Source organism: Guptibacillus hwajinpoensis (assembly GCF_020171785.1).
Lineage (GTDB): Bacteria > Bacillota > Bacilli > Bacillales > Guptibacillaceae > Guptibacillus > Guptibacillus sedimenti.
The window spans coordinates 289,896-311,287 of the sequence record NZ_JAIVAE010000004.1; the positions used below are offsets into that span (position 1 = coordinate 289,896).

General features: G+C 39.3%; 16 protein-coding genes. All 16 read left to right on the forward strand.

Features of this window, described 5'->3' with window-relative positions; translation table 11 throughout:
- The first annotated feature begins 4 nt into the window (after positions 1-4).
- The 16 genes from LCL91_RS08655 (at position 5) to LCL91_RS08730 (ending at position 21,339) form a co-directional block, all read left to right on the forward strand.
- Positions 5-880: a carbohydrate ABC transporter permease gene (locus LCL91_RS08655; protein WP_224881712.1), complete on the forward strand. Its 876-nt coding sequence runs from the start codon at positions 5-7 to the stop codon at positions 878-880.
- A complete protein-coding gene (locus LCL91_RS08660) occupies positions 880-1,710 on the forward strand; it encodes a carbohydrate ABC transporter permease (RefSeq protein WP_224881714.1) in 831 nt (276 codons plus the stop codon). Before LCL91_RS08655 ends, LCL91_RS08660 begins: the two co-directional genes overlap by 1 nt.
- A gap of 37 nt (positions 1,711-1,747) precedes the next feature.
- Positions 1,748-2,836, forward strand: coding sequence for a glycoside hydrolase family 88/105 protein (locus LCL91_RS08665; protein WP_224881749.1), 1,089 nt, complete (start codon positions 1,748-1,750; stop codon positions 2,834-2,836).
- Positions 2,837-3,083: 247 nt separating this feature from the next.
- Positions 3,084-3,692: a YesL family protein gene (locus LCL91_RS08670; protein ID WP_224881716.1), complete on the forward strand. Its 609-nt coding sequence runs from the start codon at positions 3,084-3,086 to the stop codon at positions 3,690-3,692.
- Between the two features lie 37 nt (positions 3,693-3,729).
- Positions 3,730-5,301, forward strand: coding sequence for a response regulator (locus LCL91_RS08675; RefSeq protein ID WP_224881717.1), 1,572 nt, complete (start codon positions 3,730-3,732; stop codon positions 5,299-5,301).
- Between the two features lie 33 nt (positions 5,302-5,334).
- Positions 5,335-8,175 carry a sensor histidine kinase gene (locus LCL91_RS08680; protein WP_224881718.1) on the forward strand — a complete coding sequence of 947 codons (2,841 nt, stop codon included), beginning with the start codon at positions 5,335-5,337 and terminating at the stop codon, positions 8,173-8,175.
- Between the two features lie 217 nt (positions 8,176-8,392).
- Complete coding sequence (locus tag LCL91_RS08685; protein ID WP_224881719.1) at positions 8,393-9,352, forward strand: ABC transporter permease; 960 nt, start codon at positions 8,393-8,395, stop codon at positions 9,350-9,352.
- A 14-nt stretch (positions 9,353-9,366) separates the two neighbouring features.
- Complete coding sequence (locus LCL91_RS08690; RefSeq protein WP_224881720.1) at positions 9,367-10,245, forward strand: carbohydrate ABC transporter permease; 879 nt, start codon at positions 9,367-9,369, stop codon at positions 10,243-10,245.
- A 38-nt stretch (positions 10,246-10,283) separates the two neighbouring features.
- Positions 10,284-11,810 (forward strand): extracellular solute-binding protein, encoded by a 1,527-nt coding sequence (locus tag LCL91_RS08695; protein ID WP_224881721.1) that lies wholly within the window; start codon positions 10,284-10,286, stop codon positions 11,808-11,810.
- 76 nt (positions 11,811-11,886) lie between these two features.
- Positions 11,887-13,359 (forward strand): sulfatase-like hydrolase/transferase, encoded by a 1,473-nt coding sequence (locus LCL91_RS08700; protein ID WP_224881722.1) that lies wholly within the window; start codon positions 11,887-11,889, stop codon positions 13,357-13,359.
- A 49-nt stretch (positions 13,360-13,408) separates the two neighbouring features.
- On the forward strand, positions 13,409-14,881 hold the full coding sequence (locus tag LCL91_RS08705) for an alpha-glucosidase/alpha-galactosidase (protein ID WP_224881723.1): 1,473 nt from the start codon (positions 13,409-13,411) through the stop codon (positions 14,879-14,881).
- 110 nt (positions 14,882-14,991) lie between these two features.
- On the forward strand, positions 14,992-15,978 hold the full coding sequence (locus LCL91_RS08710; RefSeq protein WP_425589669.1) for a formylglycine-generating enzyme family protein: 987 nt from the start codon (positions 14,992-14,994) through the stop codon (positions 15,976-15,978).
- A gap of 15 nt (positions 15,979-15,993) precedes the next feature.
- Positions 15,994-17,346, forward strand: coding sequence for a sulfatase-like hydrolase/transferase (locus tag LCL91_RS08715; protein ID WP_224881751.1), 1,353 nt, complete (start codon positions 15,994-15,996; stop codon positions 17,344-17,346).
- Positions 17,347-18,822, forward strand: a complete 1,476-nt coding sequence (locus tag LCL91_RS08720) for a family 43 glycosylhydrolase (protein WP_224881726.1) — start codon at positions 17,347-17,349, stop codon at positions 18,820-18,822.
- Positions 18,823-18,889: 67 nt separating this feature from the next.
- Positions 18,890-20,434, forward strand: coding sequence for a sulfatase-like hydrolase/transferase (locus LCL91_RS08725; protein WP_224881729.1), 1,545 nt, complete (start codon positions 18,890-18,892; stop codon positions 20,432-20,434).
- A gap of 68 nt (positions 20,435-20,502) precedes the next feature.
- Positions 20,503-21,339, forward strand: coding sequence for a sulfite exporter TauE/SafE family protein (locus LCL91_RS08730; RefSeq protein WP_224881732.1), 837 nt, complete (start codon positions 20,503-20,505; stop codon positions 21,337-21,339).
- The last annotated feature ends 53 nt before the right edge of the window (positions 21,340-21,392 follow it).

Here is a 21,392-nt window from a genome sequence, read left to right on the forward strand (position 1 = left end):
GGCTATGAATGGGAGAATCAAAGACCGAAAAAAAGGATGGGCCTTTCTATTTATCTTAGCTAATGTGGTACTATTTCTATTGTTTTTTGCTTGGCCTGGTGTTCTGGGAATTTATTATTCTTTTACAGATTACACTGGAGTGGAAGCGAACTTCATTGGCTTTCAGAATTACATTGAATTATTTCAAGATTCAAGCTTCTATAAAGCCATGTCGCGTACCTTCCTTTATACGGCTCTAGGGGTTCCAATGATCTATATTGCTTCACTTGGAATCTCTGTCCTTCTTGTGAGCAACTATACAAAAGGAAAAGCCGTAACCAAGACAATTTTCTTCCTTCCATGGCTTATTTCCCCCATTGTCACAGGGGTCATCTGGAGATGGATGTTTGGTGAAAGTTTCGGATTTATTAACTATTTAATTAGTATCATTGGTGGTGACCCAATACCGTGGTCTTCTAATGGTGATCTTGCCTTCATGGTTGTTCTATTCGCGACAACGTGGGCGAATACGGCATTTAATATGCTGATTTTCATTGCAGCTCTTATTAATATTCCAAAATCTTATTATGAGGCAGCAGAGTTAGATGGCGCTAATGGGTGGCATAAATTTTGGTACATTACGCTTCCTTCTATTAGAGGGACATCGTTTATGGTAATCTTGCTAGCCGTTTTCCATCTTATGAAAGAGTTCCCACTTGTTCAAGCACTAACGAATGGGGGCCCTGGTACAGATAACACGTTTATTGTTCAGTATATCTACCAAACCGGATTTGACCAGATGAGAGTCGGATATGCAAGTGCCGTATCGATGATTTTATTTATCATTCTATTAATCTTCGCTCTTATACAGCTCCGCTTTGAGAAACGAGGTAGAATCTAATGAATAAATTAAATGATCGAGTATCTACAGGATTGTTAACAACGGCTATGTACGTGCTTGCTTTAATGTATCTTTTTCCAATTGCATGGCTATTATTAAGTTCAATTAAACCTGGGAGTGAACTTTTCTCCTATCCACTTAGTATTTTTCCTGATACACCCACACTTGAGAACTATGGTTATGCTTGGTCAACGATGGAATTTATTAAGTACTTTATCAATACCCTGATTGTGACAGTAGTAACCACGGTTTTAACAATAATTGCAAGTGCGACGTGCGGATTTGCCCTAGCGAAATATAATTATAAATGGCTTAGCGTTTTCTTTATTTGTATTCTAGCGACAACGATGCTACCAACTGAAGTGATCATGAATCCAACGTTTATGGTTATCCAGTATTTGGGACTTTATGATAGCTTAGCCGGATTAATTATACCTTCTATCAATACAGCAACAGGAATCTTTATGTTCCGCCAGTACTTTTTAACGGTTCCTGACGATTTGTTAGAGTCAGCTCGAATCGATGGCGCTGGAGAAGGTCGGATTTTCTTTAAGTTGATGATGCCTATTGCGAAACCCATTACAATTACGCTAGCGATTTTCTCATTTCAGTGGCGCTGGAATGATTATGTATGGCCGTTAATTGTTCTTAGTGATCCAAACAAGTACACCGTCCAAGTTGCGCTAAGAAGTATTGTTGGAGCAGATAATATAAACTGGGTTCTTCTTCTATCAGCTTCGGTAATTTCCATTATTCCAATGATACTATTATTCATCGTTTTCCAAAGATACATTATGGATACAGGTGCTACTTCAGGAATGAAAGATTAATCGAAGGATTCAAATTGGAGGATATAGTGTGAAAACAATGGTGGAAACGAAGCTGGAGATGGTAACAGCCCAATTATTGGACTTGAAACGTCCTGAGAACGAAGAAGCATTAAGAGGACTTGGGAAACAAGGAGAATCCATGGGCTATTATGCAAGAGATTTTGGCATGGGAGAGTGGGATTGGCCGCAAGGGGTAGGGTTGTTTGGACTCAATAAATTGCAGCATTATCATAATAATAAACAGTATGAAAGTTATATGGAAGCATGGGTAGAAAAACAGCATTCTATGGAACTCCCATGTAAAAACATTAATACAACTGCACCGCTATTAACATTAATGGATATGGATGAAAATGAATCACTCTCAAAAGAATGGATGCATTGGATAATGCATGAATTGCCGCGAACAAAGGGGAATGCTTTTCAACATGTGACAACAGGTAATCATAAGCATGAAGTAAAACTCCATGAAGGTCAAATTTGGCTCGATACAATTTTCATGGCAGTATTGTTTAGTGCGAAAATGGGTGTGAAACATGATGAGAAAAAGTGGCGCGATGAATCACTTTATCAATTGCTTACCCATATTAAATATCTTCATCATACCAATTCGGATCTCTTTTACCACGGATGGTGCTTTAATGAACGACATAACTTTAGTGAAGCGCTTTGGTGCAGGGGGAATAGTTGGTTTACTATTGCTGTTCCTGAATATCTTACTATTATGGAGCGGTACTTAGACGAAGGAACAAAGAACTTTCTAATAAATACTTTTACCAATCAAGTCGATTCATTAATCACAAGACAATCTCCTAATGGTTTATGGCATACCCTTCTTGATGATCCAACTAGCTATACGGAGGTGTCTGGTTCAGCTGGTATTACAGCAGGCATTCTGAAAGGGATCAGGATGGGGCTTTTAAGCAAAGAATATCTTGAGCCCTGTCTTGAAGCTACTAAAGCCATTATGGAAAGAATCACAGAGGATGGCACTGTACTTGAAGTTTCTGGTGGAACACCTATTGGTAAAAGAAAGGAAGATTACAAGCATATCCTCATTGCTCCGATGGCTTATGGGCAAGCATTGACCATTATTCTATTGACGGAAGTTTTGTATCATTTGTAAAAGAAGAGAGAGGAAGGATAGGGGGTCAGGCTCGAGCCTGACCCCCTCAACAAACAATAAAGCCTAAAAGTCCGCCTCAGGCGGACTTTTAGGCTTTAAGAAAATGTGAAAAACCATTCAATCCCCCCTAAACTACCTAATTAAACCCCCTTAAACACAATAATGTAAGCGCTTTAAAATTAAAGAGGAGTAGAAGAAGGAATTAGCTTTCAATCATGATAAACTAAAAGAAAGTGAGAGGGATATGATGAGGATTAAATTAGGGGATGGAATGATATATCAACTAACGGAATGCGTCATGAAGTTAGCCATGTTGAACATCCTGTGGATATTCTTTTTCATCATTGGATTTGGGGTATTTGGTCTATTTCCCGCTACGATCGCTTTGTTCTCAGTAGCACGAAAGTGGATAAAGAGAGAGTCATCAGGGAGTTTGTTTAACAGTTTCTGGAGTGTTTATAAGCTAGAATTTATTCGCGGCAATTTATTTGGTCTCTTCTTTATGGTAATGGGTTATGTTTTATATGTAGATGTGAGGTTTTTCCGTGCAGAAGAGAGTTTTATCATGCTTTCATTTTCGATTATTTTATTGTGCGTGTATGCAATTGTCTTGCTTTATTTTTTTCCAGTATACGTTCATTACGATCTTAAATTTTTGCAATATTTAAAACAATCTCTGTTTATTTCGGTCATTTATCCGCTGAGGACGTTATTGATGGGATTGGGCATGACTGGTGTAGGTTCGTTATTGGTTTTTTTTCCTGGTTTAATTCCATTCTTTAGTATTAGTCTAGTCGCACTGGTTTTGATGTATATCTCCAATACTACGTTTATGAAATTGGAAGAGATGAAGTAGTTTTAGGACTTTTTTAAATGATTGGGGGGTCTCTCTCATGGTTACACTCGTCATTGTAGAGGATGAATATATTATTAGAGAAGGATTGAAGAATGCAATGCCCTGGCAAGAGTGGGGAGTGAAAGTCATCGGAACAGCAAGTAATGGAGCGGATGGATTGGAGCTTGTAAAACAAACAAAACCAGATATTGTTCTAACAGATATACGAATGCCCAAGATGAATGGGTTAGAAATGTTAGCAGCTATCAAAGAAGTTGAACCTGATACTGAGGTGGTGTTGCTTAGTGGATACGATGATTTCGAGTATGCGAAAAACGGTCTTAACCTTGGAGCAAAAGGATATATATTGAAATTAAACCTTTCCCATGATTTAGAGCGAATGATTAAAAAAGTGGCTGAAGTCTGCGAAGAGAAAAAGAAACATCGTCAAAGAGAAAGAGAGAAAGATAATCTTGTTCTTTATGATCAAATTAGACAATTGCTACTCGGATACCAATCTTCCACTATACATTATGAAGAAGAAAAAAAGCATTGGAATAAAGTCAATTTTCAAGCAGGAGTGGTTCGAATGAGAAACTACTATCTCCTTGAGAAACAAGGACGAGCGAGTCATGTAGCGAGAGAAATGAGTTTATTAGAAGAAACAGCTCGTTCTCTTTCGAATGGAAATCTGTTTACCATTCGAATGCGTGAAAATGAACTGGTGATCGTTCACTATGGAAGTAGTAATGAACTCATTTCAAAGGATTTCACTTCCAATATGGAAGAAATCATTCGGAAAGTGGAAAAAGAAAAAAATCAACAGCTTAGTTCTTTTCTCATAGGAGTAGGGTCAATTTATAAAGGCCTGGAAGGACTTTATACTTCATATAAAGAAGCGAAACACGTGACGATCAATATTGATTTAGGCACACATTTATCCGCAGTTGAAGTATATGAGAAAGCAAAGTTAAGAAATTCAGAGTTAATGATGCGTATCAAAAAGATTGAAGAACAAATACTTGATGCGTTTGAACATGGAAGTCAACAAAAAGGTTATCAAGAACTCGAAAGTTGGTTTGAAGTGTGGAAAGAGGAATGTCATGTAAGTGCACTTCAACATATGGTTCTAGAATTTCTTTATTTATTGATTCAGCGAATTCAAGATACGTATGGTTACGATAAGGAAATTGAAAAACTGAAAAGTGAATTGCTCCAATTGCGTTACTATGAAACAAGCAATGATTTAGAAATATGGATGAGAAAGCTGATCAAACAAATTATGGAAGAAACGGAGAAGCACTCATTTGATGACGCGACAAAGCAAATGCATAGAATAATTCGATACATTGATCAGCACATCACAGAGAAAATTACCCTAAAGGAAGTATCGGAACATATGTATCTCAACACTTCTTATTTAAGCGTTCTTTTTAAAAGGAAAATGAACAAAACATTTACTGATTATGTAGTAGAGAAGAAAATTGAAATTGCTGCAGATTTGATTCGAAATGGGCATAAAGTACAGGATGCGGCACATGCAATTGGCTATGACGATATGAAGCATTTTAGAAAAATGTTTAGAAAGTATAAAGAGCATCATCCAGGTACTTTCGCACAAAAATCTTAGAGATTCATTTTCACTAATTTAGGAAAGACGGGAATGTATATGAGAATGTCAACCTCTTCGATTCGTATGAAATTGATCATTTCGTCATTTTGTTTAATGGTATTGGCCATGGGGGTAGTAGGAGGCGCTTCCTATTACATAACAAACAAGATTATGATTGAAAAAACGTACGAAACAAATGAAAATACGCTTAGTACAATGGCAGATACATTCGAGTACACCGTAACCCAATCGTTAAATAAGGCGCAAAATCTTTCTCAGCGAATTAGCGCGATCTATCAAACGCTTAATGATACTGAGGACCCGAACGTAGTAAGAGAAATCATTACACAAGTGAATTATGAAAAACAAAATTTTCTTCATCTAAATAAAGAATTTAAAAGTAGTGTGGTCTTAACGGAAGAAAACATATACTTTTCTGGTGCTTCTTCAGATGAACTATACTTCAATTCTAGCCATGAAGATCTTCTAACAGAGTTAGCAAAACTCCCAGATGAGCCCCTTATTCTAAACAGCAAATTTAAGAAACGTGCATTCAGTAATCAAGCGTTAGAAGATGAACTAATGATTGCAATGAAAACGGTAGTGGGCAAAAAAGAGCTTTATATTATATGGATCATCGACCCGACCATCCTCTCACCTCGATACAAACAGGGGGACTATTCCATTATTCAAGAAGAGAACAACACATTGCTCTGGTCATCTACTGGGAAACAACCCGAACTCAGTGTGAGTCAATTTTCATTAACTCGCGGTAGCTTTGAAAGAGAGCGTTCTTATTTGACTTATTACAAGTCTAAAATTCTTCCGTGGGTTTTCCTTCATACGATTAGTAAGGAAGAATTATTACATGAAGTAAATGGAAATAAAATGAATATTTGGATTACAGCATGTGTCATTGGCGTTTTCTTCTTTCTACTATCAATAAGGTTCTCTAAACGCTTTGTGAACCCTTTCGTGATGCTAAAGTATGAATTGGATCAGAAAGACTCGTTCGATTCAGGTGAAATGATAAAAAAAAAGAATGGTCGTAAAATTCATTTACAAACAAAATTAATTCTATTCTACAGTGTTCATTCCATCTTACCTGCTATGATCCTTTCTGTTGTTCTCTATTTTCTCGCACTCCAAATCATCGAGGAAAAGGTATACAATTCGTCTGAAGAAGCGGTTGAAATGGCAGCTAATAACATTTCTTTTCTTGTCTCAAATATCGAACAAACGAGTTACTCCCTTGCACTTTATGATGGCGTTCAGAATATGTTTTATCATGAGCGGATAGGTGAATCGATTGAATCAGACAGGAGGCAATTATCTGAGTACATAACGAAGCAGATGCTTTTTGAAGACAGTATTTCTTACATTAATTTATACGATCCAAAGGGAGCATTGCTTTATTCAACCGAAACACTCATATTTGATCAAGCTGATAGTAAGAAAGAAGAGTATTTACCGTTACCTGAAGGGAGAGAAACTAGCTGGATCTTGAACAAGCAAGACATGAATCAGTCTCTTGACTATCCGTTTATTCGAAAGGTAAGGTATCTCATTCCAAGTGGATTTAGTGCCGTTTTGGATGAATCCATCCAGGATAACAAAGCTTTATTCGTGAGGGAAGCGGGCTACATTGAAGTTGGATTATCAGAGCAAGCCTTAAAAATTCTATTCCAAAAGTTGAAATGGGGAGACAAAAGCGGAGCGCTGCTCATAAATAATCAAGGAACAATCATATCACATCTTGATGCTCGACTTATTGGTGGTTCCTTAGAAGAAGGTGAAGTGGGTCGCTTATTAGAAGGGATGGGGTCAACGCTTAAGGTAGAAGACAATAAGAATTACACCATTTACAAAACTATTCCTTCATTTGAAGAGTTGAAGCTAGTCTTTAATTTGCCAAGAGATGAAATTGAGAAAGACACGTATTACATCCTTATTGGGAATCTAGGTATGATATTACTGGTCATTATTGTGGTCTCATTCCTATCCTTCATCCTTTCGCGCAAAATTATTCAACCGATAGACAGGTTGCAAACAGTGATGGCAGAGGTTGAACTTGGTGATTTAGAAATAAGGTATCCTTTAAAAACAGTAACAAATGAAGTCGACGCATTGATTAATAGTTTTAATCATATGATGAACCGGATCAATACGCTTGTAAACGAAGTATACAAAGCAAAAATCACACAAAATGAGCTAGAAATTAGTAAGCAAGAAATGGAGCGGAAAAAGAAAGAAGCAGAGCTGATTGCATTTCATTCACAGATTAATCCCCATTTTCTTTACAATACTTTTACGTCTATTAATTTTATGATAAAACTGAATCAAAATGAGCGAGCATCCCGTATGTTGGATTCATTAGGCCGTTTATTTCGTAAAGGCGTTTATCGAGGTAATATCATCGTAAGCGTTGAGGAAGAAATCGAGCATGTTAAAGCCTATTTAGAAATCCTACAAATGAGATACCAGGATACCCTCAAAGTTGAATTGAAAATAGATGAGGACTTATATCGTTATGACATATTGAAGCTCACCTTACAACCTTTAGTTGAGAATGCCATCCATCATGGGTTAGAAATGAATGACGAAGAAGGAAAGCTTTTGATCATTGGAGAAATCATTGAAGGCCATATGGTGTTCATTATAAAAGATAATGGTGAAGGGATGGATAAACAAAAATTGGAGGAAATCCAAAGTTACTTATTGCATGGTGGGCATGCACGTGGGATCGGTTTGAAAAACGTTGATAATCGGATGAAGTTATATTTTGGTGAAGATTATGGACTAGAAATTGAAAGCGTACCGAATGAGGGCACGACAGTTACAATGAAAATACCATTATTAATCAAAAGAACGAGCAAAGAGAAAGAAGCCTAGGTTTTGCTTTTTCAATTCACTATTAAAAGGTGGACCGATTCTACCAAAAAAACTCTGATAAGGAGCTAACATCTTCTTATCAGAGTTTTTTTGTTTTTTGGAAGAGGCTTAACCAATTATACCCCCCTTATTCTCTAATGAAAGCCTCTGTCTACTATTTTGAAAGCGCTTTATACTAATATTAGTTAGAAAATTTAGAAAAAAGGAGGGATAGAAGGTGAAAAATCTTTCGCTAAGTTCGAAAGAAGAAATTCAATATAAAATTCGTACAGGGTCAACGATCATGAAAACGTTCCAGAAGCACAAATATCTTTATCTCATGTTAAGTGTTGTAATGACATATTACGTTCTTTTTCATTATGTACCAATGTACGGAGTGTTATTGGCTTTTAAAGATTTTAGTGTATTTAAAGGGATCACGGCAAGTCCTTGGGCAGGTTTCAAATATTTTAATGAGGTTTTCACAGATGCCAATTTTTGGAGAGTTGTGACGAACACTGTACTTATTAGTACATACAAAATTCTTTTTTCTTTTCCAGTACCGATTATACTTGCAATCCTGTTAAATGAATTAACGAGCATAAGGTTCAAAAAGGCCGTTCAAACCATTATCTATTTGCCGCACTTTGTTTCATGGGTCGTTGTCGCTGGTTTAGTCTTTAGTTTCTTATCTGTCTACAATGGAGTCTTTAACCAAATCATCGTTTATTTTGGTTGGGAACGAATTAACTTTCTAGCAGAACCAAGCTTCTTCAGAAGCATTCTTGTATCATCAGACATTTGGAAAAATGCCGGGTGGGGAACGATCATTTACATTGCAGCGATCACAGGTATCAGTCACGAACTGTATGAAGCCGCTATTGTCGATGGGGCAAACCGTTTCAAACAGACCCTCCACATTACCTTACCTGGTATTATGCCTACAATTGTTGTTTTGTTCATTTTGAACCTCGCTCAGTTTTTGAATGCAGGCTTTGATCAAGTATTTGTTATGTATAACACAGCTGTTATGGAGACGGGGGATATTATTGACACGTATGCTTACAGAAAAGGATTGTTACAGGGGGAATATAGCTACGCTACTGTAGTAGGGCTATTCAAGTCTGTGATTGGTTTAACACTGATCCTTGCTGCAGATAAGTTCTTTAAAAAAGTAAGCGGTTACGGTATTTTCTAGAAAGGAGGAGTACCATGAAAAAATCCTTTTTTGAACCTTCAAGAGGGTTTAAGGTATTTAATGTCATTTTGTTTACGGTGTTTGGGTTTGTTACTTTTTATCCATTCTGGTATGTGTTTGTAGGATCAATTATTCCTTTTACAGAGCTATCGAGTAAAGTCATACTTTTGTATCCAGAGAATATTACCTTTGAGGCGTATAAACAAATCTTTTCATCTAGTTCAATTCCCAATGCATTGAAAATTAACGTTATTGTCACAGTGGGCGGGACCATCCTAAATCTTCTGTTTACCACTCTTGCTGCCTATGTGTTTACCAAAAAAGAACTGCCTGCACGTAACTTCTGGTTCTCACTTGCGATTTTCACAATGCTCTTTAACAGCGGATTGATTCCAATGTACGTAACGTTAAGCAATTATGGATTGATTGATAGTCTCTGGGTATACATTCTACCGACTTTAATCAACACGTACTATATGATTATTATGAAAACAAGTTTTGAACAACTTCCAAAAGAACTGGAAGAATCGGCTAAAATCGACGGATGTAATGAGATAGGGATATTATTTCGCATTATCATTCCAATTTCACTACCAATTATGGCAACAATTGGACTTTTCTACGCAGTTGATCGATGGAACGAGCTTTTTACGGCAATCTTCTTTATCAATGATGAGAATAAAGTGACATTACAAGCGGTACTTTATCGCATGCTTCAGAGTACTGATCCAACTATGTCGGAACCAACAATTGGGGAGGGCGGTGCTGCGATGCTACCTGAACAGTTGAAATATGCCTCCATTATCGTCGCAACTCTTCCAATATTAGCGGTTTACCCATTCTTACAACGCTTCTTCGTGAAAGGAGTGTTAATTGGATCGGTGAAAGGATAGGCTACTAAATTCACATTTTAATAAGGGGGATGAAAATAGTGAAGAGCCAAGTCGTACTATATTTCAAACGTTCGTTAATTATCGTATTTTCCATTCTATTAATTGCTGGTTGCTCAAATCAAGGCACTTCTGGAGAAGGGATTAAGGAAACGGATCCTGATCAAGAACTCGATGTACGCGTTGTCCACAAGTTTTTAGGTAACGGTAATGAAAGCCTGGTAGAGGATAGCAAAATCGTCAGTTTTCTTGAAGATAAATTTAATATGGACTTTGATTTTGTAAACGTTCCTAGTCCGATTGGAAGTGAAGTGTTTGAAAAATTAAATGCAATGATTGCAGCGGGTGATATTCCTGACATTCTTCAAACAAGCACGAATACAGACCTTGCTAGAGACTTGTATTATGATCTTGCCGCAGAGGATCAATTGTTAAATATTAGTAAGATGATTGAAGAAAATCCAGATCGATATCCGAACATAGCAAGTCGAATTAAAGATCCTGAAGCAGATATGTTTAAAGCAGAAGATGGGAATTTCTATACGGTCCCAAGACTTCAGGGCTATTATGATCACATCATTATTATAAGACAAGATTGGTTAGATGAGCTTGGATTAGAAATGCCCACAAATACAGAAGAGTTACACGATGTGCTCAAAGAATTTGTGGAAGAAGATCCTGATGATAAAGGAAACTTTGGGTTAACCGTTCCTGCCCCGTGGTGGTTCAATCATATTTTTGCTGGCTTCACAGGTGGATGGGAATGGGTGGAGAAAGACGGAGAATATGTAAGTACTTATACAGAGCCAGGAATGAAGGAAGCATTTAAATATCTCCACTCCCTTTATGAAGAGGGATTGTTAGATAAAGAATTCTTTACGCATAAGCCGAATAAAGATGAGCTCTCAAAATTTATCAATGGAAGAGCGGGCGTATTACTCACGCAATCAAGGAATTTACCATCAATCCAAAAAGATATTGTGAAGATTAATCCTGAAGCAGAGGTGGGACTCTTACCGATCGATTTTAGTGGTCCAGAAGCAGCCGCTCGCGTATCTGCAGGGAAATTCTATGAAGGGGTCTCGATTTACAAGCATGCGGAAGATCCTGCAAGAATGCTTGATTTCATTGAATACCTTGCTTCAAATGAAGCTTCTGAAATGTTTACGAATGGTATTGAAGGAGAATATTCCGAGGAAACGTTTGAACATGAAAAATGGGGAGTCGATCCGTATCCATCTGTTCACAGAGCAATTTGGGGGATGGTAGATATGAAATACAACGATTCAGAAGCCTATTTGAAGCAATACACAGATCCGGAACAAATGAAAACTTTCTTTAATCAGCTTGATTCTGCTGATTTTGCTCAAAATCCTGTATGGGGATACGGTTTGGAAAGCATTCAAGCACACAATGCTGATGTGCTTGAAGTATTTAACAAATATCTTGTGAATTTCATTACAGGAAAAGCAGACATTGATCAAGAGTGGGATACGTATACAAAAGAACTCGAGAAGGCGGGACTATTGAAAATGCAGGAAGAAGTGCAAGAAGAATTTACTCCGTAAGGAATTCTTTTCCACCAGCTCTTTTTCTAAAGAAAATTGCCCATCCTTCAAATGAATGATGGAGGAGATGAAGAAATTGCGAAAGAAACGTCCGAATGTTCTTATCTTTATGACGGATCAACAACAAGAGCGGGTGATTCATGATCATCACCCGTGCTACACGCCAAACCTAAGTCGGTTTAAGAAAGAAGGATTGTGCTTTAATCGTACCTACACCACAATGGCCCACTGTTGCCCGTCACGTGCGTCTTTTTTCACAGGGAAATACCCTTCTGAACACGGAGTACTCAATAATGTCAGCAATGAAGCCGCTTTGTCAAAAGGGATAAAGAAAGATATTCCAACGATAGGTGAGCTCTTAAACGCAGCAAATTATGACATGTACTTTTCTGGAAAATGGCATCTCTCTTCAGAAGAAAATCCGTTTGATCGAGGGTGGAAGGAACTGAAGGTCACTGCTTCAAAAGATGCTTATATGTCCACTTCCATTGAAGAATGGAGTGAAGTTCCTCACATTTCAGAAAACGCTAGAAGAGAAAGAGGGCACCTCCATCGACCAGGATGGAAGGACTATAAGCTGTATGGAACGGGAGACGGGGCTTACAACTCCGATCTTGATGTTATTGAAAAAGCAACTATGCAACTAGATAAACTAAAACAAACGAATGATCCATGGTGTATGTATGTGGGTCTCTTTGGTCCACATGACCCGTTTATCGTCCCTGAAAAGTATTTGGCGCATTATGATGCCAAAGAAATTAATCTCCCAGATAATTACCGCGATACGCTTCAGAATAAACCCGGTTATTACAAACGAATGAAGAAGCAGTGGGATCAATTAACCGAGGAGGAAGTCAAAGAGTCAATTATGCACTACTGGGCGTACAATACGATGGTAGATGATCTTTTTGGGAAAATACTAGATACCCTTGAGAGGAATAACCAAGTAGACGATACCCTTGTACTCTTTTTATCTGATCATGGAGAAAGCCTTGGTGCACACGGACTATATTTGAAAGGAGCAAGTCCATTCGAAGAAACATACCGCATACCCTGTGTGATCCGTTGGCCAGAGGGAATCGAGAAACCAGGGAGAGACATAAACGAGTTGGTTTCAATGATTGATCTTGCTCCTACTCTATTAGAAGTGGCGAATGTAGCTGGTAAAGAGAAGATGAGCGGCGTTAGTTTAGTTCCGTTTTTTAGGAATGAAGAACCTGAGGCATGGAAAGAAGCTGTTTTTACACAATGTAATGGTGTGGAAATCTATTATACTCAGCGAATGGTGATTACAAATCGATATAAGTTAGTGTACACACCAGTCGATACTGATGAGCTATATGATTTGTTGGAAGATCCAGGTGAAATGAAGAATTTGATCGAAGAACCCGCATACTCAAAAATCAAAAAGCAACTGTTCTCTTATATGTGGGAAAACGCTGCACGATCAAATGACAGAATATTTAGTCATTACCCAACGGCGACGATGGCAGATTACGGACCAACGGTCGGGGTTCGGAAGGAGCGGGAGCGATCATTTCATAACTAGTAAAGTCAGGGTTAGAAAAGTAGTTTATTAAATTTTGGAGGTAGAATAGATGATTAAAGTTGCAATGATCGGAGCAGGAAGTGTTGGATTTACAAGACGCTTAATGATGGACATTTTAGGAGTTAAAGAACTGAGAGATACAGAGTTTCACCTGATGGATATCAATGAGGATAACTTAGAAATGACGCAAAATTTATGTGAAAAGATGATTCAAGATAACAATTTACCAGCAAAAATCGTAGCAACAACGAATCAGCGTGAAGCAATCAGGGGTGCAGATTATGTATTCTGCATGGCTCGCGTTGGCGGATTGGAAGCCTTTAAACACGATGTCGAAATTCCGCTGAAGTATGGAGTGGATCAATGCGTGGGAGACACGCTTGGACCAGGAGGTGTTTTCTTTGCTCTTCGGACAATTCCTGTCCTGCTTGATATCGCGAAAGATATAAGGGAAACGGCACCGAATGCTCTTTTTATGAATTATTCCAATCCAATGGCGATGAACACATGGGCAGTTCGGCGAGCGGGTGGAGTAAATATCATTGGTCTCTGTCATGGCGTACAAGGAGGCCATAAACAAATTGCTCGTGCACTTGGTTATCCAGAAGAAGAAGTTGACTACGTTTGTGCAGGAATCAATCACCAAACGTGGTATGTGCAAGTGTCACATAAAGGGAAAGACATGCTCCCTTATCTCGCTGAGGCTTTTGAGAAGCATTCAGAGTTGTCAAAAAGTGAGCCTGTTCGTCTCGATGTCCTTCGCCGCTTTGGTTATTATTCAACCGAATCAAACGGACATTTAAGTGAATACTTGCCATGGTATCGGAAAGATAAAGAAGAAATGAATAAGAAATGGGTTTACCCTGACGTATGGATTGGAGGAAGAACGGCAGGTTATTTAAATCACTGTATTAATAAGACGAGTGAATACAAAGAAATGTATCCGAAATGGATGAATGGTGAGGAAGAGTACATTAAGCTTGGGGACCGTTCACATGAGCATGGGTCTTACATTATTGAAGCGATCGAAACAGGCCGCACGTACAGAGGACACTTTAATATTGAAAACAAAGGCATTCTGACAAACTTACCAAATGGTTCTACGATTGAAGTGCCTTGTTATGTTGACCGAAACGGAATTACAGCAGGCTATGTAGGCGATCTCCCCCTTCAATGTGCCGCCACTTGTCGTAGCAGTATTAGTGTACAAGAAATGGCAGTGGAAGCAGCTCTTACTGGGAACCGAGAACTCGTTAAGCTTGCCATACTCCATGATCCGTTAACTGCAGCTGTTTGTAGTCCGGAGCAGGTGTGGGAGATGGTTGATGAAATGTTCGCAGCTCTTGATCCATGGTTACCTCAATTTAACGGTGAAGGGCGAACATGGGAGGATATTCCACAGCCGAAAGAAATCTTCTCACCTGTAAAGAAATCTTCTAAAGACGATTTGCCGCCAGCTCTAACAGGGGAGGTCGCTACAAATGTAAATGAAAGACTATCTGTTGGGTATAAAGACTCTTAATAGAAATAGCCATTTTGTTGAAAATGCCAAAAAGGAGAATGGGCTGATTCTCCTTTTTGCCCTTTCATAAGGAAAGCTACTTATCGAGTTCATTAGAAGAAGGTGAGAGAATGACGCGCAAATCATGCTGTACTCCCTCAAGAGAAGGTGAGTTACCGGTAAATATGGCTACCCTTGAAAAAACATCTGTCGGTGGACAAGTGGCTGAAAGGAATATGGTTTATCTAGAAGGTGGTTCCTTTCTAATGGGTACTGAAGATCAAGAGGGCTTCCCTTGTGATGGAGAAGGACCAGTAAGAGAGGTCAGGGTTGACCCGTTTTATATTGATATTTATACCGTTAGTAATGCTGACTTTCATGAATTCATAGAAGCGACTGGATATATAACGGAAGCAGAACGATTTGGTTGGTCTTTTGTTTTTCATCTTTTTCTTTCGATTGACGTTAAAAGACGTGTGAAGATGACGCCGAAACAAACCCCATGGTGGTTTCCAATCGAAGGGGCCAACTGGAAACACCCTGAGGGTCCAGATTCCTCCATTGATAGTCGAATGCATCATCCGGTTGTACACGTGTCATGGAATGATGCAGAGAATTATTGCAGATGGGCAGGAAAGAGACTTCCTACTGAAGCAGAATGGGAATATGCAGCTAGGGGAGGATTGAAACAGAAGAAATATCCCTGGGGGAATAAATTGACGTATAAAGGCAAATACAATTGCAATATTTGGCAAGGAAACTTCCCGTTAGAAAATACAGCAAAAGATGGATACGAAGGCACGGCGCCTGTTGATGCGTATGAGCCAAACGGATATGGACTTTACAATACTGTAGGAAATGTATGGGAGTGGTGTTCAGACTGGTTTACATCTGATCATACAAGTTATGACGCTATAACGAATCCTAATGGTCCTGCAACAGGTAGGGCAAAGTCTATTCGTGGTGGTTCTTACTTATGTCACCATTCTTATTGTAATCGCTACAGAGTTGCAGCAAGAAGCTCGAATACACCGGATAGTTCAACTGGAAATATGGGCTTTCGATGTGTCAAAGACATCGATAACGAAAGTGGAAAGATAAATTATAAAAAAGGATGATTGCCCTTGAAAACTATGAATCGAAAACCTAATGTTATTGTCTTTTTTACTGATCAACAACGGTGGGATACGATGGAAGCACACGGAAATCCGCTTCAGATTACGCCTAACCTTGATCGCATGGCAAGAATGCATACCCATGTTTATAACTCATTCACTTGTCAGCCTGTTTGCGGTCCAGCTCGGTCCTGTCTTCAAACTGGGCAGTACGCTACTACCACTGGTTGTTACACAAACGGAATTCCACTAGCAGATGATGCTAAAACACTTGCACATTATTTTCAGGAAGATGGCTATAACACAGGTTATATAGGCAAGTGGCACCTTAGCGGAGTACAGCCTCATGTACCAGAGGGAAAACGTGGTGGATATGACTACTGGCTTGCATCTGAATTACTAGAGTTCACATCGGACGCGTATGACACGGTGTTATTCAATGATCACAACGATCCGGTGAAGCTACCTGGGTATCGAGTAGATGCTTTAACGGATGCCGCGGTGAAATATATTGATACTCACCAAGATAAGCCTTTTTTTCTCTTTGTATCGTATCTTGAGCCTCATCATCAAAATCATATTGATGATTATCCGGCCCCAGAAGGCTACCGAGAACAGTATACCGGAAAATGGTGTCCGCCAGATTTAACTCTTGAAGGAAGTAGTGCGCCTCAGCATTTAGGTGGTTATTTTGGAATGGTGAAACGGTTAGATGAGGCGTACGGAAGAATTCACGATACTCTAAAAAGCCTTCATTTGAGTGATGACACAATCGTGTTATTTACATCCGACCATGGAAATCATTTCAAAACGAGAAATGCAGAATATAAACGTTCAGGTCATGAAAGCTCTATTCGAGTACCAACAGTTTTTACCGGGTCTAGTTTCAAAGGTGGAGGGCAGATTCACGAGCTTGTTAGTCTTGTTGATCTTCCACCAACTCTTTTAGATGCTGCTGGCATTCAAGTTCCATCGACCATGGAAGGGAGGTCCATCTTACCGCTTATTAATCGAGAAGCAACGGATTGGCCAAAAGATATATTTGTGCAGATTAGCGAATCACAAAACGGGAGAGCTATTCGAACGAAACGTTGGAAATATGGAATCGTTGCTAAAGAGAACACGCAAATGCCGTTTGCGGAGACGTATCTTGAATCCTATCTGTATGATTTAGAGGCTGATCCATATGAACTGACCAATATTATTGAGTCAGAGGCGCATAGAGAAGTCATCGAACGAATGCGTTTTCGAATGCACAAACGAATTGCTTCCATTGAGAACAGAGAGGTATTGATTGAAGAAGTACCCCGAAAGAAAATGGGGCAGAGAAAAGCACCCCAACAAAAAGAATATTTAGTGAGTGATTTATAAATGAAAAAAACGCCCTTGAAACAACTATCATCAGAAGAAGAGGAAAACGTGGAGGGGTTCACCTATCCATATGCGATCTTACCTGGTAATTATCCAGACCCTTCCCTTGTTCGAGTTGGAAGAGATTACTACATGACACACTCTTGTGGGCATAATGGTCCAGCTCTTCAACTATGGCATTCTACGAACCTTATGGGCTGGGAACCCATTGGATACGCGCTTGAGGAGCCTGAGGGAGATATTTGGGCTCCGGATATTTGTTTTCATAATGGTACGTTTTATATTTATTACACACAGGTTGGTGGGAATTATTGTATTACTGCAAGAGATCCTCGAGGGCCATGGAGCAAACCAGTCGCGCTTTCTGTTCCCGGCATTGACCCAGGTCACCTATGCGACAAACGTGGGAATCGATACTTGTATCTTTCTGATGGTTATATGGCGGAACTCTCGGAAGATGGGCTTCAGGTTAAAACTGAGGCAAGGAAAGTATACGACGGCTGGAAGTATCCTGAGGAATGGTGTGTCGAAGGATTTTGTCTCGAAGGACCCAAACTTTTTTATTATAACGACTACTACTATTTAACAGTAGCCGAGGGTGGAACGGCCGGACCGGCGACTAGCCATATGGCGGTTACTTCAAGGTCAAAAAACGTAGATGGACCGTGGGAGCATTCGCCATATAATCCAGTGATAAAAACTTGGTCAAGTGAGGAAGTGTGGTGGTCCAAAGGCCACGCGACTTTGATTGATGACCTCAATGGTGATTGGTGGGCAGTATACCATGCTTATGAAAGAAATGCTCGTACCATTGGAAGACAAACACTTATTGAGCCGATTGAATGGACCGATGACGGATGGTTTAAAACGGTAACGGCTAAAAATACTAAAATTGAAAAGAATCCTTGGTTTGAAGCGAATCTCTCTGATGACTTTCATGGAAAGAAGCTTGGATGGCAGTGGCAGTGTGTGAACGATCATCAGCACAAAGTAGAGTACAGAGTAGAAGATGGTGCCATTACAATAGAAGGATTCGGATCTTCACCACAAGACGGAAGCGTGGTTGTGTGTAAGCCGGTGGGAACATCTTATGAGGCAACTATTAGAGTAACCATTAGCAAAGCTGCTGAAGCGGGTCTTCTTTTGTATTACAATTCGTCATGCTATTTTGGTCTCGGTATGAATCGAGAAATAGTATTTCCAATGGCATTAACAAGTGCATTTAAAGGAAGAGCAGACCGGATGACGAGTAACACATGTGAAATGAGAATCCTTAATGAGCAGGATGAGCTAAGTTTTTATTATCGATCAATAGGCGGTATGTGGCAAAAAGTTGATCTTGGTTGGGAAGTTTCCGGATGTCACCATAATGTTCTAGGTGGCTTTGGGAGCTTACGAATTGGATTATATGTTAGTGGTAATGGATCTGCAACATTTCAAAGGTTTCGTTATCATCCTATTGATTCGAAGTGGTAGTTAGAAAATATGCAAGAATGCAAACTATTCATCAAACAATATGAAAAGGTAGAAGGTGGAGTGTTTAATGTCTAGACAACTACCGAACATTGTTTACATTTATGCAGATGATCTTGGGATGGGCATGCTATCTTGTTACGGGCAGAAAATCATCGAAACACCCAATATCGATCGACTTGCAGAACGTGGAATGCGTTTTACTCGTGCGTACGGGACATCTTTTTGCGCACCGGCAAGAGCTAGCTTAATGTGCGGCATTCATGATGCGCATGCGGGTAGCTGGACTTATACGCCAGGTAATATTTATAAAAAACTATCTATAGGAGAATTGAGTTTTAGTGACCTTCAGGAGCTTCTTTACAATACTGGAATTGAGGCACAGGCAGGCGAAGAATTTCTAGGGAATGTTGCTCAAAAAGCCGGTTATCAAACAGGGCAAATCGGCAAACTCGAATGGGGATTTTCGACAACAGCTAGGAGCATTTCAGATCATGGGTGGGATTATCATTATGGTTATTATGATCATATGCGCTGTCACGGTTTCTACCCACCGTTTTTATTCGAAAATGGCGAGATGGTTGAAATTCCAGGTAACACAGATGTCCATTGTGGAAACCCTGAGTTAACAGATCCGTCTGATATGAGCTGTAGACAAATTTATTCCCAAGATTTATTTGACGAAAAAATAAAATCATTTATTGATGAGAATAAAAAAGTCCCCTTTTTTCTATATCATCCTAGTCAATTGCCTCATGGACCAATTTTCTATCCAGACGTCTATCCGCATCTTCAACACCTTGAGGAATTGACGGAGAATGAGAAGCAATACGCTTCGATGGTACTACGGTTAGATGAGACTGTTGGTAAAATCGTAAAGCAATTAGAAGATCTTGGGTTACTTGAAACAACGATGATCATTTTTGCCTCTGACAATGGGCATGAAACTTACTACAAAGAAGAAGGACGATCCCTTCGAGATCAAACGCTCGCAGGTGATAAAACAAATGAAATCAATCAGCCATTCCGAACGAAGACATGCGGGGATATTTTCAATGGTAATGCTGGAATGGCAGGGTTGAAATTTACGAACTGGGATGGTGGCTGTCGGATCCCGTTTATTGTTAGTTGGCCTGGTCAAGTAGAAGAAGGGGCAGTTACAAACAAACTAATTGCCAATTATGATACGCTCTCAACAATTGCAGACTTAACACAAAGTTCAGTTTCTAATAAAGACGGAATTTCGTTTCTATCAATTCTACAAGGAAAGCAAGATGCGAAAGAACATGAGTATGTCGTCTTTACATGTCGCTATGGTCCAGCGCTCGTAACGAAGGAAGGTTGGAAGCTTCGCATTGTCATTCCTGATAAGCTATTAAATCAAACGAGGGTAACGTATGAGGAAGAATTGAACATTTTGCTCTATCACGTTGGAGAAGATCCAGCAGAAGAACATGAGTTATCTGGTTTATATCCAAATCTTACGAAAGAATTGCGAGGCATACTGCTAAAAGAGTGTGACGGAAATCTTATGAATGGAACACCTGGCAGTCATTTTGCTTCTCCTGACTATTACGTTCCAACTTTTAATGAAGTGATGGAAGGGAAAATTTAACCCTAATTCTTTATCAGAGATTAATCATTTATTATCCTTCATTAATGAAGGAGAAAAGGATGTTCTATATGTCGATCGTAACTATCATCCTAATTATGGTAATCGGAGTGGTATCTGGCGCTTATGGCATGATTGTAGGAGCGGGGGGAGGGTTCCTTTTTGTGCCAGCAATATTGATTTTGTTTCATCTAGACCCATATGTTGCAGCTGGCACAGGATTAGCGGTGGTCTTCATTAACTCACTATCTGGCGTAGGAGGATACATGAAGCAAAGGCGTGTTGATTATTCTCTTGGATTAACACTCTCAGTCGGCGCAATTCCAGGTACATTTATAGGGATCAAATTAGCCGGTCAAAGCTCACCCCAGGCATTTTATCTTATCTTTGCAGCTCTGCTCATAAGTCTTGGAACGTTTCTATTTGTCAAAAAAGCCCCGATTAAAGAAGCAACTTCAGAAGTGACGGAAGGGGTTAGTGCAGGGATTGAGAATCAAAATGAAGTAAACCAACAATTCTCAGGTACACTGCAACGTATTAACGCTCATAGGAAAAAGTATTTAGCAATTGTCTTATCGGGCATTTTACTTGGAATTGTATCAAGTTATTTTGGAATTGGAGGTGGGTGGTTACTCGTCCCCATATTAGTTTATCTCTTCAAAGTGAATCCGCATGAAGCAACTGCCACATCAATCTTCTCACTTGCTATTTATTCTACAGCTGGTGTTCTAATTCACCTCCTAAATCAAACGATCGATTGGACAATTGTCTTATATGGAGGAATTGGGGTAATTATTGGTGGAAAGATCGGGGTAATCTTATCAACTAAACTATCAGGTGATTTAAAAATACGGATGCTTTCAATTGTTCTTATTGCCGTCGGAAGTAAACTATTGTTTGAGATATGATTGGGTGGGAAAAGGGTGCGCGGTGGAGGGGGTCAGGCGTGAGCCTGACCCCC

Coding starts and splice junctions, on each gene's coding strand:
- LCL91_RS08655 (WP_224881712.1), top strand. CDS start 5: ATGAATGGGAGAATCAAAGACCGAAAAAAAGGATGGGCCTTTCTATTT.
- LCL91_RS08660 (WP_224881714.1), top strand. CDS start 880: ATGAATAAATTAAATGATCGAGTATCTACAGGATTGTTAACAACGGCT.
- LCL91_RS08665 (WP_224881749.1), top strand. CDS start 1,748: ATGGTGGAAACGAAGCTGGAGATGGTAACAGCCCAATTATTGGACTTG.
- LCL91_RS08670 (WP_224881716.1), top strand. CDS start 3,084: ATGAGGATTAAATTAGGGGATGGAATGATATATCAACTAACGGAATGC.
- LCL91_RS08675 (WP_224881717.1), top strand. CDS start 3,730: ATGGTTACACTCGTCATTGTAGAGGATGAATATATTATTAGAGAAGGA.
- LCL91_RS08680 (WP_224881718.1), top strand. CDS start 5,335: ATGTATATGAGAATGTCAACCTCTTCGATTCGTATGAAATTGATCATT.
- LCL91_RS08690 (WP_224881720.1), top strand. CDS start 9,367: ATGAAAAAATCCTTTTTTGAACCTTCAAGAGGGTTTAAGGTATTTAAT.
- LCL91_RS08705 (WP_224881723.1), top strand. CDS start 13,409: ATGATTAAAGTTGCAATGATCGGAGCAGGAAGTGTTGGATTTACAAGA.
- LCL91_RS08710 (WP_425589669.1), top strand. CDS start 14,992: ATGACGCGCAAATCATGCTGTACTCCCTCAAGAGAAGGTGAGTTACCG.
- LCL91_RS08715 (WP_224881751.1), top strand. CDS start 15,994: ATGAATCGAAAACCTAATGTTATTGTCTTTTTTACTGATCAACAACGG.
- LCL91_RS08720 (WP_224881726.1), top strand. CDS start 17,347: ATGAAAAAAACGCCCTTGAAACAACTATCATCAGAAGAAGAGGAAAAC.
- LCL91_RS08725 (WP_224881729.1), top strand. CDS start 18,890: ATGTCTAGACAACTACCGAACATTGTTTACATTTATGCAGATGATCTT.
- LCL91_RS08730 (WP_224881732.1), top strand. CDS start 20,503: ATGTCGATCGTAACTATCATCCTAATTATGGTAATCGGAGTGGTATCT.